This is a genomic window from Pseudomonas sp. CK-NBRI-02, from assembly GCF_008124495.1.
Lineage (GTDB): Bacteria > Pseudomonadota > Gammaproteobacteria > Pseudomonadales > Pseudomonadaceae > Aquipseudomonas > Aquipseudomonas guariconensis.
In genome coordinates this window covers 93,638-111,444 of record NZ_VSJH01000010.1, presented here as the reverse complement: position 1 = coordinate 111,444, position 17,807 = coordinate 93,638, and the positions used below count along the sequence as shown (strand labels likewise).

At 63.3% G+C, this 17,807-nt stretch carries 8 protein-coding genes and 1 pseudogene; 1 reads left to right on the top strand and 8 read right to left on the bottom strand.

The features are described 5' to 3' along the window. Positions 1-61 precede the first annotated feature (61 nt). The 7 genes from DQ397_RS10295 to DQ397_RS10265 form a co-directional block, all read right to left on the bottom strand. Positions 62-4,408: a SpvB/TcaC N-terminal domain-containing protein gene (locus DQ397_RS10295; RefSeq protein WP_178113785.1), complete on the bottom strand. Its 4,347-nt coding sequence runs from the start codon at positions 4,406-4,408 to the stop codon at positions 62-64. 260 nt (positions 4,409-4,668) lie between these two features. Further along, positions 4,669-6,156 carry an efflux transporter outer membrane subunit gene (locus tag DQ397_RS10290; protein ID WP_043212349.1) on the bottom strand — a complete coding sequence of 496 codons (1,488 nt, stop codon included), beginning with the start codon at positions 6,154-6,156 and terminating at the stop codon, positions 4,669-4,671. Continuing rightward, a complete protein-coding gene (locus DQ397_RS10285; protein WP_148921539.1) occupies positions 6,153-9,260 on the bottom strand; it encodes an efflux RND transporter permease subunit in 3,108 nt (1,035 codons plus the stop codon). Before DQ397_RS10285 ends, DQ397_RS10290 begins: the two co-directional genes overlap by 4 nt. Positions 9,261-9,312: 52 nt before the next feature. Continuing rightward, the gene (locus tag DQ397_RS10280) at positions 9,313-12,408 is read right to left on the bottom strand and encodes an MdtB/MuxB family multidrug efflux RND transporter permease subunit (protein ID WP_043214252.1); all 3,096 of its coding nucleotides are present in this window, start codon (positions 12,406-12,408) and stop codon (positions 9,313-9,315) included. Then, positions 12,405-13,691 carry an MdtA/MuxA family multidrug efflux RND transporter periplasmic adaptor subunit gene (locus DQ397_RS10275; protein ID WP_043214250.1) on the bottom strand — a complete coding sequence of 429 codons (1,287 nt, stop codon included), beginning with the start codon at positions 13,689-13,691 and terminating at the stop codon, positions 12,405-12,407. The genes DQ397_RS10280 and DQ397_RS10275 overlap by 4 nt, the downstream gene beginning before the upstream one ends. A 201-nt stretch (positions 13,692-13,892) precedes the next feature. Next, positions 13,893-14,393, bottom strand: coding sequence for a thiol peroxidase (tpx, locus tag DQ397_RS10270; RefSeq protein ID WP_043214248.1), 501 nt, complete (start codon positions 14,391-14,393; stop codon positions 13,893-13,895). Positions 14,394-14,565: 172 nt separating this feature from the next. Beyond that, a complete protein-coding gene (locus DQ397_RS10265) occupies positions 14,566-15,858 on the bottom strand; it encodes a serine/threonine transporter (RefSeq protein WP_043214245.1) in 1,293 nt (430 codons plus the stop codon). Positions 15,859-16,093: 235 nt separating this feature from the next. Here DQ397_RS10265 and DQ397_RS24720 point away from each other — a divergent pair. Beyond that, positions 16,094-16,233: pseudogene (locus DQ397_RS24720) on the top strand (precorrin-4 C(11)-methyltransferase); the annotation flags it as partial. 1 nt (position 16,234) lies between these two features. Here the strand turns inward: DQ397_RS24720 and DQ397_RS10255 are convergent. Next, on the bottom strand, positions 16,235-17,671 hold the full coding sequence (locus tag DQ397_RS10255; RefSeq protein WP_148921538.1) for an MFS transporter: 1,437 nt from the start codon (positions 17,669-17,671) through the stop codon (positions 16,235-16,237). Positions 17,672-17,807 lie beyond the last annotated feature (136 nt).

Sequence of the window (17,807 nt, the reverse complement as noted above, 5' to 3'; positions counted from 1 at the left end):
TGACAACGGGCCTGCCAAGTCACCGCGCAGACCCCGCCCGGGGCCTGCGCGGCGGGTTCGGTCATGCCGTATCGTTTTCGTCCTCCGAGACCGTGAACCAGGGGTAGTACTGCGTGCGTCGCTCGTAGCCCGCGGCAGTGATCACGCGGCACACACGCCCTGTGGCATCGTACAGATGAGTATCGGCATAGAGTCCCTCGCCCGTGCGCTGATCGCTCACCGGGCGCCAATCGTTCAGGTAGAACGGCAGCCAGGTTCGCACCGGTTGTCCCTTGTTGTCGTACTCAGTCTTTCCGCTCACGGCCCAACGTATGGCGGCATGGGCCGTGACAGCCTTGCCATGCTCATCCATCTCCAGCTCGCCCTTGGAGGTGCGGACCAGTGCCTCTCCCGGCTCATGCAAGACCGAGGTCTGCAATGCACGCCCGCCCCCGTCGCTGTAGGTCACGTTCAAGCGCACCTGCTGCTGCGGGTCACCGTCGTAGCGATCGGTCAACAGGCTGATGATGTGCGGCGGCTCGCGCCCTTGGTCCAGGTCAATCTCGAGCCCATGCGTCTGGGCAAAACGCCTGAGCGCCAGTTCGCCGACGCGCCCAGGTTGAAACCTGCCTTGCTCGTCACGGGCCGGGAGCATCCAGCTGTCGGTCACCAGCAGGTGCGCCGTGTGGACCGGCACGTCGCCGCCTTCGAGCGACAGCATGGCCTCCATCGATGTCGGCACTTCGAATGCCCGCGTGGGGTGGTAACCCGCCTTTTCGCCATTTTCCGTGCCGTGGAATCGGCTCTGGACCACCCGTCCCAGTGCATCGAACATCACCGACCGCACATTGTCGTTCGGATCGATGAACGACATTACCGTCATGAAACGCCAGTCATGGCTAAAGCGCGTGCACAAACCTGCTGCGTCGGTCACCTGCTGCACGGCCAGTCCATGAGCCGTCCATTGCACAACCACCTCTCCCGTCAGTTCGCTGTCCCGCGCACCGACCAGCCGGTAGAAACCTTCGGCGCCGCAGTAGCGCGCCAGGCCATGGCGTCCCAGATAGACGCACTTGCCGTCCTCCGGTAGCTCACCGATACGGTAGCCGCCCTGATTCAACAGACGCTCCAGCTCCGCTTGGGGGATGTGGTCTTCGAAAGCGACCAGCGACGCCTGCTCCAGCATGGCCGTCTCGGTGTGAGCCACCAGCGCCTGACGCACCGGCACTTCAGTCAGTTCGCCCGAGGTGTCGCACCACTGCACACGCCTGTATTGACTCAACGCGGCATCGTCCAGTCGCGCAAGAGGCCCCTGCTCTGCCTGCAGGCTTTCCACGGTGAAGCCCCCCTCGGGTACCTGTGCCGACTCCAGTTGCAGCACGTCAGTACGCTCCCCTTCGCTCAGACCGGTCAGATGAACATGCCCGTCATGCAGGTTGCGCACTCGCTGACGCGATAACGTCAGCCACACCACGTTCTGTTGCGCGTCGCGAGAAGCGGCCTCAAGCCCTTCAGGCAACGTGTCCGGGTAAGGCGATGGCGTGAGGGCATCCCTGCGCGGATAGCGGATGTCCACGCTTTGCAGGACGCTGCCATAAAGGTCTTGCTCCAGGATGACCGCCTGCGAAACCACCGGGTCCTCAGCGATCCGCTCCGTAGCCAACGTCAAATGCTCCACCGCGGTTACCAGCGCCGCAGGCTTCGTCGGAATGCCGGTCTCATAGGCCCGTATCTGAAAACGCTGGCGGGTGATGCTGTAGGGCACGCCCGCCCGATCGCTGCCGTCCAGACCGTAGGTTTCCGTACGCACCGGCATTCCCTTCAGCGCGCGCAACAGCCAACGCCGTGTCTCGCCCTCCGGCGCGTAGGGCACCTCCTGCTGGTCGGTTTCCAGCCGGGTGATGCGCAGCGGGCTGACGGCAAAGTCAGACTCCGCCGAGCCCGGCGCCGCAAATATGCCCTCCAAAGTCGTGTCATAAGCTTCGATTCCACTGAGGAACCAGGTGCGGATCTGTGCAGGTGGCGAACGCTCTGGCGCAGTGCCCTGGGCCTCGATCAGCGTGTCGGTCTGGATCAGGCGGGTAAACCCGCGAAACTCTCGTTCGATACCGTCCCAGATGCCGCGCAGGTATGTCATGCCGCTGACGGTACGCAGCCCGCTGATGTCATCGACCGTGGTCACTCGGCTGAGCATGTGTACCGGAAACGGCAGCAGGCTCACCGCCGCCTTGCCTTGTGCGGTCAAGGCGGCTTTTTCATCCAGCCAGCCCTGGGCTGAGCTGCGGTAGTCGAACTGGGTACGGCTTCCGGTGTTGGTGCAGACCTGGGCCAGCAACCACGGCCGCCGGTCGTTGAAACGGTATGTCCAGGTCCGTGGCGCCATGTGCGGCACGGTCAGCACCAGCTCTGCCGTGCCCTGTCCGCGCAGGTCCGTCACCTGCAGCAGGCAGGTGTCATCCAGCACCACTCCCTTCGGCGCCGGCACTGGCGCAGCCTCCACGAAGCGGTTGCCGGCCTGGCTGATGAACACCCTCACACGGTCGGCCTCGCGGTACAGGATGTCGGTGGTGCCGCTGCCATCCGTATCCCCGAGAAACACCCGCGAGGCGCTGAAGTTCTCCACGGCGAAGCCGCCGATGTCGATTGGCTCACCGAAGCGGCCATGGCCGAGCGACGGCCAATAGGTGACGCCCTGCCCAGTAATTTCCATCAGATGCTGCTGGCCGCTGCCGGCCGGATCAGCGAATGCCACCAGCCGATGCTCACCGCCCTCCAAGGGTAATGGCGTCGTCCCCAGGTATGGCGTATCACTCGCCCGCTGCCAGCCTTCGCCGGCAGCACTGGCCCACAACCGGACACTGCGCGGGCCGATCATGGCGACATCCAGCAGTCCTGCGCCCGTCAGGTCGACCCGCTGGGCGCTGGGGTTCAACCATTCCGAGGGCAGCGCCTGGAGGGGAATGAACCGACTCCACTGGCCGTCCGGGCCAAGGGTGAAGCTGCCATGCATGCCCGGCTGGGCGATCAGCCACTCGGGCCGGCCATCACCGTTCAGGTCGGTCAAGACGCCTGCCGCCATGGCTGGAACCTGGGGTAGTACCTGTGGCCCGCCCCACGTCACGGCATCCGCTCCTTGCGTGGCATCGCGCTGCGGTGCGCGGTAGTGCCAGGCACCTTCGTGCTGGTAAAGCAGCCCTGGCACGCCTTCGCCATGCAGATCGGCCATCTGCCAGCGAGGCGGGCTGAAGCCGTCCAGTTCAGGCAGCGCGTCCCAGGCCGGTGCCTTGCGCCCCGGCCGGCTCAGCTCGAACTCCGTCGGTGGCAGAGTCACCGGCGTACCGTCTGGTTCATAGGCCACCAGCTGGGCCGACATCAGCAGTGTCGCCACGGCTGAATGTTCGTGGACAAGGTGCAGGCGCGAGACCAGCACCGGGGTCGTATCGGCCTTTGCGGCCATCATCTGGGTACGGTGCCAGAGCATGACGTCCCGGCACAGACGCCGTACGCGCGTGTTGAAGCCCCAGCGCCAGAAACTGTAGCGGTCCTGGCGAACCGGCCAAGGCGCGTCCGTCTCGAACGGCGGGGGAACATCCAGGGGCGTATTGCGCTCGCCATAATCGAACAGCATTACGCTCATGAAGTCCTCGGCGTCGAAAGCGCCTTCAGGCACCAGCAAAGCGTCCGACGGGGTCGCGTTCAGCGCATGCACGCCGACCAAATACAGATTCGTCACCTGCCGGTGGGCAGCCAGTTCCTGGACGTCGCAGCCAGCGTCATCCTCACGGCGATAGGTGTAGACCAAGTGCTCGCCCTTGGCGCTGACCGTTTCTTCGGCGTACCAGCCAGCCACCCGCGAAGGGTCCTGCGGATCGCTCAATCGGGCGCTGGCCGACCAGCCGAACAAGGTGATGCTGCCGTCGGCATGGTAGTTGAGCCAGAAGCCTGGTGAATCGGGGCTTGCGTTGGGCCGCCAGTGTTCGAGACGCTCCCCGCGGCCGCCGCTGCGCGACACCCAGGGCGTGACCGTGTACTCAGCGATGACTGTGGAGAACGGCAAGCTGCGCTCGATACGCACACCTGCTTTGTCGCGCAGGATTTCCTCGCCGTCTGGGCCGGCCAAACGATCGTCGTCGTTATACCGTGGGATGCCGAAACGGCTCATGCGCGATACCGCAGGCAGCGGGCAATGCCAGCCGGCGCCGAACGCATCGTTACCGCCACCTGAGCTGTAGCTCAGCGTCAACGACGGCGACAGCTCGCGCCCGGTGGGCAGGGGCAACGGCAACGACCAGCCGGCCGCACCATCGGCGCTGCCGACGGACAGCATGCCGCCACCGATGGAGACGGTACCGCCGCCTTTGGGTAGCGACGGCGGGGTAAACAAGGGGTCGCGGCGAGAGTCCACGGACGTAGAGGATGAATCAGGCATGTTGGGCTCCTGCGCGCCCTCCCGCATGTCGCGGGAACGGCGCAGACTACTGGATGGCATGGAAGGAGCGTGCCTGCATGCCCGCCCGCTGTTGGCGGGCGCTCTGACGCGCATGCAGGGCGAGATCGCTCAAGCTTCGAAAAAGCTTATCCATCGGCCCAACGGGGCAGAACTGCCCGAAACACTAGGTGGCGCCCGGCAGGAAAAGATGCTTGCGCTGCACCTGCCAGCCTGCGCAGCTTTACCGACCGCTAGCGAAACTAATCCGCCTCGGCAAACGCTTGCTGGGCATCCCAGCCACCGCCCAACGCGGCAATCAACTGCACGCTGGCGAGCAGCCTGCCCTGAAGCAAGGTCAACACACTGCGTTCGTTGCTGAGCGCGGTGGTTTGGACGTTGACGACATCCAGGTAGCCGATCAGTCCGGCACGGTACTGGTTTTCGGTCAGGCGCAGCGATTCACGGGCAGCATCCAGCGCTTCCTGGCGTACCACGGCTTCGTCCCCATACACCTTGAGCTGAACCAGATAGTTCTCGACCTCTTTGAAGCCATCGAGCACGGTTTGCCGGTACTGGGCCACGGTCTGGTCGTATACCGCCACGGTGCGATCCACCTCGGCACTGCGCCGACCGGCGTCGAACAGGGTCATGGCCAGCGAAGGCCCCACCGACCAGTAGCGGTTGGGCAGCTCGATCCAGTTGCTGAAGCTGCTGCTGGAGTACCCACCGCTCATGCTCAGGCTCAAATCCGGGAAGTACGCCGAGCGCGCCACGCCGATGTTGGCGTTGGCGGCCATCACGTTGCGCTCGGCCGAGGCGATGTCGGGGCGGCGCTCGAGCAGTTGCGAAGGCAGCGACACAGGGATCTGCGGCAAGGCCGGGATGCGTTTGCTATCGGCCAGGGCGAAGTCCGCCGGCGCCTTGCCCAGCAGCACAGCGATGGCATTTTCGTACTGCGCGCGCTGCCAGGCCAGATCGATCAGGTCAGCCTCGGTGCTCTTGAGCTGGGTGCGCGCCTGCGCCACGGCATCGGGCCCGGCAACCCCAGCGCGGTACTGGTTTTCGTTCATTCGCAGCGAACGTGCATAGGCGGCCACGGTGGCCTCCAGCAAGCGCTTCTGCTCATCGATCACACGCAGCTGCAGGTAGTTCTGCACCAGCTCCGACTGCAGGCTAAGGCGGATCGCCGCCAGGTCCGCCAGACTGGCCTGGGCACTGGCCTCATTGGCATTGAGCGTCTCGCGCAACTTGCCCCAAAGGTCGATCTCCCAGCTCACGCCAAGCTGGGCGTTATAGGTGTTGCGGATGCCGCTGCTGTTGTTCGACAGGCTCGAACTGCTACTACCGGTGCCCTGGGCCGAGCGGGTCTTGCCCACGGAAAGGTCCAGGCTTGGGAACAACGCGCCCCGGCTGCTACGCACCAAGGCCTGGGCCTGACGGTACTGGGCCTCGTATTGGGCAACGGTCTGGTTGTTGCGGTTGAGTTCCTCGACCAGGGCATTGAGCTCTGCATCGCCGTAAATCTCCCACCACGCGCCGCGGGCAATCGCATCGGAGGGGTTGGCCTGGGTCCAGCCCTCGGCCTGCTTGAACTGCGCTGACGTGGCGGTTTCCGGGCGGTGATAGTCCGGGCTCAGGGTACAGGCGCTGAGCAGCGCCACGCAAAGCCCGGCGCCGACCAGGCGCGAGCCGCGCCCACGGGTGAGCAGCTTCAGGGCGTGGTGAAGTGGGGTCTGGGCAAAGTTCATAGCGGGGTATCCAGTGCGGCGTCGGTGCGCACGCCACGCCAGCGGTTGAACCGATGGCGCAGGCGGTCGAGGTACAGGTAGACCACAGGCGTGGTGTAGAGGGTCAGAACCTGGCTGAACACCAGGCCACCGATGATCGTCAGGCCCAGGGGCTGGCGCATTTCGGCGCCCTCGGCACGGCTGAGCAGCAGCGGCAGCGCGCCGAGGATGGCGGCCAGCGTGGTCATTAGGATCGGGCGCAGGCGCAGCAGGCACGCTCGGCGGATGGACTCCTCCGGGCTCAGGCCATCGTTGCGCTCCAGTTGCAGGGCCAGGTCGATCATCAGGATGGCGTTCTTCTTCACCACCCCGATCAGCAGGAACAAGCCCAACAGCGAGATCAGGCTGAACTCGCCCCCGGTGGCGTACAGCGCCAGCAAGGCGCCCACCCCGGCCGAAGGCAAGGTGGAAAGAATGGTCAGCGGATGGATGTAGCTTTCATAGAGGATACCCAGCACCAGATACACCAGCACCAGGGCGCCGAGGATCATCAGCGGCTGGCCCTGGGTGGTCTTGGCGAAGGCATCGGCAGTACCGCCAAGCTTGGCGATCACTTCCTCCGGCAGGCCGAGCTTGGCCACCGTGCGCTCCACCGCGGCCATGGCCTGGTCGGGGCTGTAGCCTTCGGCGACGTCGAAGGCGATGGCTTCGGAAGCGAACTGCCCTTCGTGGCTGACACGGTCATTGGCCAGACTGTTCTCGTATCGGGCGAAACTCGACAACGGCACACGCGCACCGTCGGCGGTGATCACCTGGACCTGTTCCAGGGTGCTCGGGTCCCAGGCGTACTTTGGGTTGATCTCCAGCACCACTTGGTACTGGTTGAGGCTGTCGTAGATGGTCGAGATCTGCCGCTGGCTGTAGGCGTTGTTCAGCACCGTGGTGACCATCTCCATGTCGATCCCCAAGCGCTTGGCCTGGTCGCGATCCACCACCAGCGTCACCTGCTGGGTACCGGCGCCGTCACGGGCATCGATGGCCGTCAGCTCGGGCAAGGCGCGCAGGGCTGCGACCACCTTCGGAAACCACTCGCGCAAGGCGCTCAAGTCGCCACTTTGCAGGGTATAGAGGTACTGCGAGGTGGATTGGTCACGCCCGCCTCCGCCCAGCTGCAAATCCTGGTCGGCCATCAGGAACAACCGGCCACCGGGCACCTTGGGCATTTCCTTGCGCAGGCGTTCGATCACCTGCTGGGCCGACAGCTTGCGCTCGCCGATGGGCTTGAGGCGCACCAGCACGAAGGCATTGTTGGTCCCACTGTTGCCGCCAATGAAGCCTGCCACGCTCTCTACCGCCGGGTCGGCCAGCAAGGCGCGGCGGTAGATTTCCATCTTCGGCTGCATCACGCTGAACGACAGGCCATCGTCGCCACGGATGAAGCCCTGCAACTGCCCGGTGTCCTGCTGGGGCATGAGCGTCTTGGGCACCACCACGTACAGGGCGATGTTGACACCGATGGTCACCAGCAGGCTGATCAGCGTGAGCCGCTTGTGACGCAGCGCCCAACCCAGGCTGTGGTCGTAGGCCGCCACCATGCGCCGGTGCACTTGGTCACTCCAGCGCTGCAGGCGGTTCTGTTCCTGGGCGTGGGGTTTGAGCCAGCGCGAGCAAAGCATGGGGGTGAGGGTCAGCGACACCAGCAGCGACACCAGGATCGCCGCGGCCAGGGTGATGGAAAACTCCTGGAACAGCCCCCGCACGATGCCGCCCATGAACAGGATGGAAACGAACACCGCCACCAGCGAGACGTTCATCGACAGCAGGGTGAAGCCCACCTCCTTGGCGCCGAGGTAGGCCGCGCGCATGGGCGGCTGGCCATCCTCGACATGGCGGGAGATGTTCTCCAGCACCACGATGGCATCGTCCACCACCAACCCCGTGGCAAGGATCAACGCCATCAACGACAGGTTGTTCAAAGAGAACCCGCACAGGTACATGATCGCGAAGGTGCCCACCAGCGAGACCGGCACGGCCAGACTGGGAATCAACGACGCACGGACATTGCCCAGGAACAGATACACCACCAGGATCACCAGCACCACCGCGATCAGCAGGGTGTGCTCGGCTTCCTTCAAGGTGGCCTTGATCACCGGCGACCGGTCCATGGCCACGTTGAGCTTGACGCTTGCCGGCAGCAACGACTGCAAGGCTGGCAACTGCGCCTTGATCTCGTCGACGGTCTGGATGATGTTGGCGCCGGTCTGGCGGTTGACCACCAGCAGCACCGCGGCCTGATCATTGAAGAAACCACTGTTGTAGCGGTTCTCGACGCCGTCGGTGATGCTCGCCACATCGGACAAGCGCAGGATTGCGCCGTCCTGCTGGCGGATCACCAGCGGCTCGTAGTCCTTGGCTGTTTCCAGCTGGTCGTTGGCACGCACCTGCCAGTTGCGCTCGGCATCTTCGACGAAGCCCATGGGCCGGCGCTGGTTGGCATTGGCCACCGCGGTGCGCACTTCATCGAGGGACAAGCCGTACTGGTTGAGCAACTGGGGTTCCACCGAGATGCGCACCGCCGGCAGCGAGCTGCCGCCGATCTGCACTTCCCCTACCCCGCTGACCTGGGCCAGGCTCTGGGCCAGGATGGTGTCGGCCATGTCGTAGAGCTGGCCTTTGGACAGGACCTCGGAGGTCAGCGACAGCACCATGATCGGTGCCTGGGAGGGGTTGATCTTCTTGTAGGTGGGCATGCTGCGCATACCGCTGGGCAGCAGGTTGCGGGTGGCGTTGATCGCAGCCTGCACCTCGCGCGCCGCACCGTCGATGTCGCGTCCCATGTCAAAACCGATGATCACCCGGGTCGAGCCCTGGTTGGAGCTGCTGGTCAGCGTAGTGACCCCGGCGATGCTGCCAAGCTTGCGCTCCAGCGGCGTGGCCACGGTGGCCGCCATCACCTCGGGGCTGGCCCCCGGCAAGTTGGCCTGCACCACGATCACGGGAAAGTCCATCTGCGGCAATGGAGACACCGGCAGCAGGCCGAAGCTCACGCCCCCCAAGAGCATGATCGCCAGGCTCAGTAGCATGGTCGCCACAGGCCGGCGAATGAACGGGCCGGACAGGTTCATTGGAAGCTCCAAGCCACGAGCTGCACGCTAGGAGGAAGAGCGTCGCCGCCGATCATGCTGCCTCCTGCGTCAAACCCTGCTTGCCAAAGCGGCGGGCCAGACGGTCGAAATACAGGTAGATGACCGGCGTGGTGAACAGCGTCAGCACCTGGCTGACCAGCAGCCCACCCACCATCACCAGGCCCAGGGGCTGGCGCAGCTCGGCGCCGGAACCGGTGGCAAGCATCAAGGGCACGGCACCGAACAGCGCTGCCAGGGTGGTCATGAGGATCGGCCGGAAACGCAACAGCGCCGCCTGGTAGATGGCATCGCGCGGGGCCATGCCCTGGTTGCGCTCGGCCTCCAGGGCGAAGTCGATCATCATGATGGCGTTCTTCTTGACGATACCGATCAGCAGGATGATGCCGATGATGGCGATCATCCCCAGGTCGTTGCCGCTCAGGATCAAGGCCAGCAAGGCACCGACCGCCGCCGACGGCAGGGTCGAGAGAATCGTCACCGGGTGGATGTAACTCTCATAGAGCACGCCCAACACGATATACATGGTGACCACCGCTGCAAGAATCAGCAGCAATGTGCTCGACAACGACGCCTGGAAAGCTTCGGCGGCACCCTGGAAGCGAGTCTGTACGCCCAGGGGCATGCCGATTTCCTGCTGTACCTGCTCGATGACCTTGACCGCTTCGCCCAGGGACGCGCCATGGGCCAGGTTGAACGACATCATCACGGCCGGGAACTGACCGATATGGGAGATCGCCAGCTGCGCCTGACGCTGCTCGATCCTTGCCAGGGCCGACAGACGTACCTGGCCGCCATCGGTGGCCTTGACGTGGATCGACTCCAGTGCCTGCGGGCCAATGGTCGAGGCGGTCTGCGACTGCAGCACGACGCGGTACTGACTGGCCTGGGTATAGATGGTGGAAATCTGCCGCTGACCGAAAGCGTCGTACAGAGCGTTGGTGATCTGCGACACGCTGATGCCCAGGCGGCTGGCCATGTCGCGATCGATCACCAGGTACACCTGCAGGCCCTTGTCCTGCAGGTCGCTGGCCACATCCTGTAGCTCCGGCCGCTGCTGCAGGGCCTGGACCAACTTGCCACTCCACTCGGCGAGCAGGTCGGCGTCGGGCGAAGAGAGGCTGAACTGGTATTGCGTACGGCTGACCCGGTCTTCGATGCTCAGGTCCTGCACGGGCTGCATGAACAGGCGGATCCCCACCAGCTTGTCGACCTGCGGCTGCAGGCGGTCGATGACCTCGCTGGCAGTGACATCCCGCTCGCCGTGTGGCTTGAGGTTGATCAGCAAGCGACCGCTGTTGAGCGTGGCGTTGTCCCCATCCACGCCGATGTAGGACGAGAGGCTCTGGACCGCCGGGTCCTTGAGGATCACCTGGCTCAGCGCCTGCTGGCGCTCGCTCATGGCGGCGAACGAGGTGGACTGGGGCGCTTCGGAGATCCCCTGGATCACGCCGGTATCCTGCGCCGGGAAGAACCCTTTGGGCACGATGACGTACAGCAACACCGTCAGCACCAGGCTTGCCACCGCCACTAGCAAGGTCAGCGGCTGATGCCTGAGCACCCATTGCAGGCCTCGGCCGTAGCGTTCGATCAGCCAGTCGATCCAGGCGCCACTGGCACGGTAGAAGCGCCCCTGCTCTTCATCCTTGGGCTCACGCTTGAGCAGCCGAGCGCACATCATCGGGGTCAGGGTCAGGGACACCACCAGGGAAATCAGGATCGCCACCGCCAAGGTGATGGCGAACTCGCGGAACAGCCGGCCGACCACGTCAGCCATGAACAGCAGCGGGATCAGCACCGCGATCAGCGAGAACGTCAGCGAGACCAAGGTGAAACCGATCTGACGGGCACCTTTGAGCGCCGCCTGCATTGGCGTCTCACCCTCTTCGATATGCCGGGAGATGTTCTCCAGCATCACGATCGCATCGTCCACAACAAAGCCGGTGGCAATGGTCAGGGCCATCAATGTGAGGTTGTTGACCGAAAAACCGGCCAGGTACATCACGCCGAAGGTACCGATCAAAGACAGCGGCACGGCAATCGAGGGGATAAGGGTGGCGCTGAAACGGCGCAGGAACACGAACGTGACCATCACCACGAGTGCAATGGCGATCAACAGTTCGTGCTGCACGTCCTTGACGGCGGCACGAATGGTCTGGGTACGGTCGGTGAGAACGGTGACATCCAAGCCGGCCGGCAAGTTATCGGTGATCGAGGGCAGCATTTCCTTGATCAGGTCGACCACTTCGATGACGTTGGCACCCGGCTGACGCTGGATGTTCAGCAGCACCGCCTGGTTCTCGTTGGCCCAGGCTGCGAGGCGCTCGTTCTCGGCGCCGTCGACGATCTCGGCGACATCTTTCAGACGCAAGGGCGCGCCGTTGTTGTAGGCCAGGATGAGGTTGGCGTACTCCTCGGGTGAGCGCAGTTGGTCGTTGGCGTCGAGCATCGACACCCGCGTCGGGCCGTCGAAGTTGCCCTTGGGCTGGTTGACGTTGGAGGCGCCGATCAGAGTGCGCACGTCGTCCAGGTTCAGGCCGTTGGCCGCCAAGGCATCGACATTGACCTTGATACGCACCGCCTGACGCTGACCGCCGGCGATGCTGACCATGCCCACCCCGCTGATCTGGGCGATCTTCTGCGCCACCCGGGTATCGACCAGGTCGTTGAGCTTGGGCAGTGGCATGGTCTTGGAGGAAATGGCCAGGGTCAGCACCGGGGTATCGGCCGGGTTGACCTTGTTGTACACCGGTGGCGCCGGCAGATCGCTGGGCAACAGGTTGTTGGCCGCGTTGATCGCCGCCTGGACCTGTTGCTCGGCGACATCCATGTTCATGTCGAGGTTGAAGCGCAGGGTCAGCACCGAGGCCCCGCCGGAGCTGGTGGAGGCCATTTGCGTCAGGCCTGGCATCTGACCGAACTGACGCTCCAGGGGGGCCGTGACTGCGCTGGTCATGACCTGGGGGCTGGCGCCGGGATACAGGGTCATGACCCGGATGGTCGGGTAATCGACCTGGGGCAAAGCCGAGACCGGCAACAGCTTGTAGGCGATCAGGCCGGCCAGGACGATGGCCAGCATGCTCAGCGTGGTGGCGACCGGGCGGAGGATGAACAGGCGCGAGAGGTTCATGCGCCCGCCTTGCTCGACTCACCAGCCTGGGCCGAGCCCTTGGCGTCCTGGCCTTGCAGATGCTGCCCGGGAGTGGTCGGCACCTGAGAGCTGTCTTGGACGACCTCCACCTTGCTGCCTTCGCGCAGACGGTCGGTGCCCTCGAGCACCAGGCGATCACCGGCGGCCAGGCCTTCGAGCACTACGCTCTGCTCACCGTCGCTGGGGCCGACCTTGAGCTTGCGGATATTGACCGTGCTCTGGGCGTTGACCACATAGGCGAAGGTGCCGTCATTGCCAAACTGGATGGCTGCGGATGGGGCCAGCAGCACCTGTTTGAGGGTATCGGCCAACAGGCGCACGTTGACGAACTGATTGGGGAACAGGGCCTGGTCCTTGTTATCGAAGCGGGCCTTGAACTTCAGGGTGCCAGTGGTGGTGTCTATCTGGTTGTCCAGACTGCCCAGCACACCGGTGGACTGCAGCTTGCTGTCGCTGCGGTCCCAGGCCTCGACTGGCAGGGTCGCGCCGCTGCGGTAGCGCTCGAGCACGGTGGAAAGCTCGGTCTCGGGCAAGGTAAAGGCCACGCTGATCGGCTCGGTCTGGGTGATCACCACCAGGGCGGTGGTGTCGTTGGCGGCCACCAGGTTACCCAAGTCCAGCTGGCGCAGGCCTACCCGGCCACTGATGGGGGCGCGGATCTGGGTGAAGTCCAGGTTTAAGCGAGCATCGTTGACCTGCGCCTGGTTGGTCTTGACCAAACCCTGGAACTGCGCGACCTGGGCCTGGGCAGTGTCCAAGGTCTGCTTTGCGATGCTGTCTTCGGCATACAGGCCTTTATAACGGGCCAGATCGACCTGGGCGTTCTTCAGCTGGGCCTGGTTCTGCGCCAGGGTGCCTTCTGCCTGCTGCAGGGCGATGCGGTAAGGACGCGGGTCGATTTCAGCGAGCAGATCGCCGGCCTTGACCTGCTGGCCTTCCTTGAAGTGAATCTTGACCAGCTCACCGGCCACCCGGCTACGGACGTTGACGGTATTGGTTGCCGTCACAGTGCCCAAAGCCTTGTAGTACAGCGGGAAATCGCCGACATGCACGGGCTCCACACGCACCGGTACCGGATCGGTGGAACCACCGAAGCCCGGACGCCCCATGCCCATGCCCATGCCTTTGCCGGGCCGTCCGCCCGGCTTCGCCGTATCAGGCGTAGCTGCAGGCCACAGCCACCAGGCCAGGAGGGCCACCAGCAGCAGGATCAGCAGGCCGACGAGCCAGCGACGCGGGGAACGAGAAACGGAAGATTGCATGGGTTGAACGAACCTTGTTCAGGAAATGACGACTGGGGAGGATGAACGATAAGCACTGACACCGTATTAGCAAAGGACCTTTACCAGGCATTTACCTTCGGCTTACGTTGCCAAGATGCTGAACTTTAAATGAAAACGGCCTGGAGATCGCTCCAGGCCGTTACAACGTGTGACCGCTGGGGCACACAGCCCCCGGCCTGTTTACTTCAGCACGGCCAGCGCCGCGTCGTAGTTCGGCTCGTCAGCGATTTCGCCAACCAATTCGCTGTGCAGGACCTTGTCGTTTTCATCCAGCACCACCACTGCACGGGCAGCCAGGCCGGCCAGCGGGCCGTCGGCGATGGCCACGCCGTAGTTTTCGAGGAACTCGCGACCACGCAGGGTCGACAGGTTCTTCACGTTCTCCAGGCCTTCGGCACCGCAGAAACGCGCCTGGGCGAACGGCAGGTCGGCAGAAATGCACAGCACCACGGTGTTGGCCACGTCGTTGGCCTGGGCATTGAATTTGCGCACGGAGGTGGCGCAAGTCGGGGTGTCGACGCTCGGGAAGATGTTCAGCACCTTGCGCTTGCCAGCGAAGTTCTGCAGCGAGGTGTCGGCCAGGCCTTCACCGACCAGGGAAAACGCCGGTGCCTGGGCGCCGACCTGCGGCAGATTGCCTTTGACCTGTACCGGGTTGCCTTTGAGAGTCACTTGAGCCATGACGAGATCCTTATGCGGGGTTTTGAAAAGGACACTGAGTTAAGCATGAAGGCGCGCAAGTGCCTATCGGAAAAGTTAAATTGTTCTAATTCCAGGATTTTTTTGTGGACAATAAAAAGACCCAAATGGCGACAAACCATCCGGGCCTTTCTCTTTATACAGTGTCGGCAGGTCAGCCCAGCAGGCTATCGACCACCGAATAGACCACCGAGGACATGGCCACCAGGCCCAGCACCACGACGAAGACGTTGGACATTGCTCCACTGTACTTGCGCATCGCCGGCACACGGCGGATGGCGTACATCGGCATCAGGAACAGCAGCGCAGCGATGATCGGGCCGCCAAGGGACTCGATCATGCCCAGGATGCTTGGGTTGAGGGTCGCGACGACCCAGCACACCACCAGCATCAGCGCAGCGACCACACGGTCCATGGCCTTGGCACCTGGGCGCAGGCCAGCCTTGCCGATGATGCCCTTGAGGCCCTCGCTGGCGCCGATGTAGTGGCCCAGGAAGGATTTGGCGATGGCGATGAAAGCGATCAACGGCGCGGCGAAGGCAATGGCCGGGTTACTGAAATGGTTGGCCAGGTACGACAGGATCGACAGGTTCTGTGCCTTGGCCTCGGCGAGCTGGGCACTGCTGAGGGTCAGCACGCAGCTGAAGACGAAGAACAGCACCATCGCCACCATCAGCAGGTGAGCGCGCGCCAGGATCTGCCCGCTGCGCTCGTCGGCGTGCTCGCCGTAGCGGCGTTTCTGGTCGACCGCAAAGGCTGAAATGATCGGCGAGTGGTTGAAAGAGAACACCATCACCGGGATCGCCAACCACATCGTATGCAGGAAGGCCGAACCCGACGGCAGTTGGCCTGCGCTGTCGAGGATGCCGCCATTCCAGTGCGGTACCAGGTACAGGGCCAGCAGCGCCAGGGCGACGATGAATGGGTAGACCAGCAGGCTCATGACCTTGACCGTCGCCTGTTCGCCGCAGCGCACGATCAGCAGCAAGCCGAAGATCAGCAGGAACGACAGCAGCGCCCGCGGTGGCGGAGTCATGTGCAGCTGGTGCTCCATGAAGCTGCTGACGGTGTTGGTCAGAGCGACGCTGTAGATGAGCAGGATCGGGAAGATGGCGAAGAAGTACAGAACGGTGATCAGCGCGCCGGCTTTGATGCCGAAGTGCTCTTCGACCACCTCGGTGATGTCGCCGCCGCTGCGCCCGGAGAGCACGAAACGGGTCAGTCCGCGGTGAGCGTAATAGGTCATCGGGAAGGCCAGTACGGCCAGGATAAGCAGCGGCCAGAAGCCGCCAAGGCCGGCGTTGATCGGCAGGAACAAGGTTCCGGCGCCGATTGCCGTGCCGAACAGGCCCAGCATCCAGGTGGTGTCTTGTCGCGACCAGCTGCCGAGGGTGGCTGGGGTCGATTCTTCGAAGCGTTGTTCAACGCTTGGGGCCTGCTCATTCATTCCGGGTGCAACTCCACTCGCAAGACTGCAACAGGCTGAGAGCGGCGAAACAGAAGGCTTCGCACACCTCAACCGAAAAGAGGGGCGCGATTGTGCGCTGATTGGGTTGCACTTGCATAGCCCCGCCCTACAGACGGTTGCACCTATCAGGTAGGAATTCTCCGAAACGCGGCATCACCCGCCAAACGTCGACGGTTGCACGTCGAAAAACAATCGCGGGAATACGGCCCATCGCTGTCCGGTTATCATCCATGCCGATTCTCTGGTACCGGCCTGCTCGAAAGGCATTGCGCCGAGGCGCTCATCAACAGCGCCGAGCTGCATTCGATAGCGCACATCGCGGCGCTCAAGCAGGCGCACGACCAAGGCCAGGATCCTAACTCACTCTCAGCGTCCAGCGAGCAATGACAATGGCCATCACAGCCAGGGCGAATGTCACCCATGACATCAAGCCAATGCCTCCTTCAAAGGCATTCACGGCGATGCTCATCAACTCGCTGGCCTGATCGCCTGTCAGTGCCGCCGCTACGGCATGGGCGCCGGCCAATGTTTCGCTGGCGAGGTGCTCTTGTATCGGCGTGAGAAACGCCGGCAAATCTAGAGCTCCGCGATAGTGGGCGGTAACCAAACCTCCCAATACCGCCGTCCCCAGCACCACCCCCACTTCATAGGCCGTTTCGCTGATCGCCGATGCCGCTCCCGCCTTGGCGGGCGGGGCAGCCGACAGAATCACGTCATTGGACACCGTGGCAATTGCTCCCACGCCAATATTCAATAAGGCAAAGGCGACTACCACGACCGTCAGGCTAGCGCCAAGACTGGCAACCAGTAAAAACGCGGCACCGGTAAACGCTAGCAGTACGGGCACCAACACAGGCACCGGTACCCGTTGAACAACGGGTACCACCAGCATCCCTACGATAATCGCCAAGACTTGTCCAGGCACCAATGCCAAGCTGGCATTGAGCGCAGACATACGCAAAACGATTTGCAAGAACTGCGTGGCGAAAAAGACAAAGCCGATCAGGAAGGCCAAACTCATCAGGTTGATGACGACAGAACCGCTGAACGTCTTGTTGCGAAATAGCGCCAGGTCCATCACGGGAACCGGCAGCCGCAGTTGACGCCGCACAAATAGCCAGCCACTTGCCGCGCCGACGACAAAGGCTGTCATAGCCAGACTGTTCACGCCTTCGCCGGCTACGTGCTTGATGCCATAGACCAGCGCCCCCAGGGCAACCATTGACTGCAGGATACTCAAAGGATCAAGGGGACCGGACGCATCAGGTTCTGACTCGGGCAACAACCATGGCCCGAGGATCAGCAGCGGCATCAGTATCGGCACCGCCAGCAGGAAGATCGCCCCCCAACTGAAAAACTCCAGCAGCACGCCACCAATCAAAGGGCCGAGCGCCGAACCCACCGTCAAGGTGGTTGCCCAGATGGCGACAGCCAGGCGCCGCTCTTCCCGGTCCTCGAAGACCGACCGGATCAATGCCAGTGTCGAAGGCATCAGCATGGCGCCAAAGATCCCCATACAAGCCCGCCCGCCAATCAACTGCACGGCACTGCTGGAGTAGGCGGTCATGATGGACGTGATGGCAAAACCCAGGGACCCGACCAGCAGCAGTTTACGATGACCTATCCGGTCTCCCAGGCTGCCCATGGATACCAGCAACCCGGCCAGCACCAACGAGTAGGCATCAATCATCCATAATTGCTGGCTGGCAGTGGGGTGAAGCGCCTCGGCAATCTTCGGCAGCGCGAAACCCAGGACGGTGTTATCCACCGTCACCAGTAATACCGGCAACATCAATACCGCCAGACCCAGCCAGCGATTGGACCGAGGCCCTGGCTGCCTTACTTCAGTTATCGATGACATTTAAAGAGTTCCGTAATCAGGCAGAAATCACAGACACGCACACTCGCTGTGATGTTCACTTAAAGCG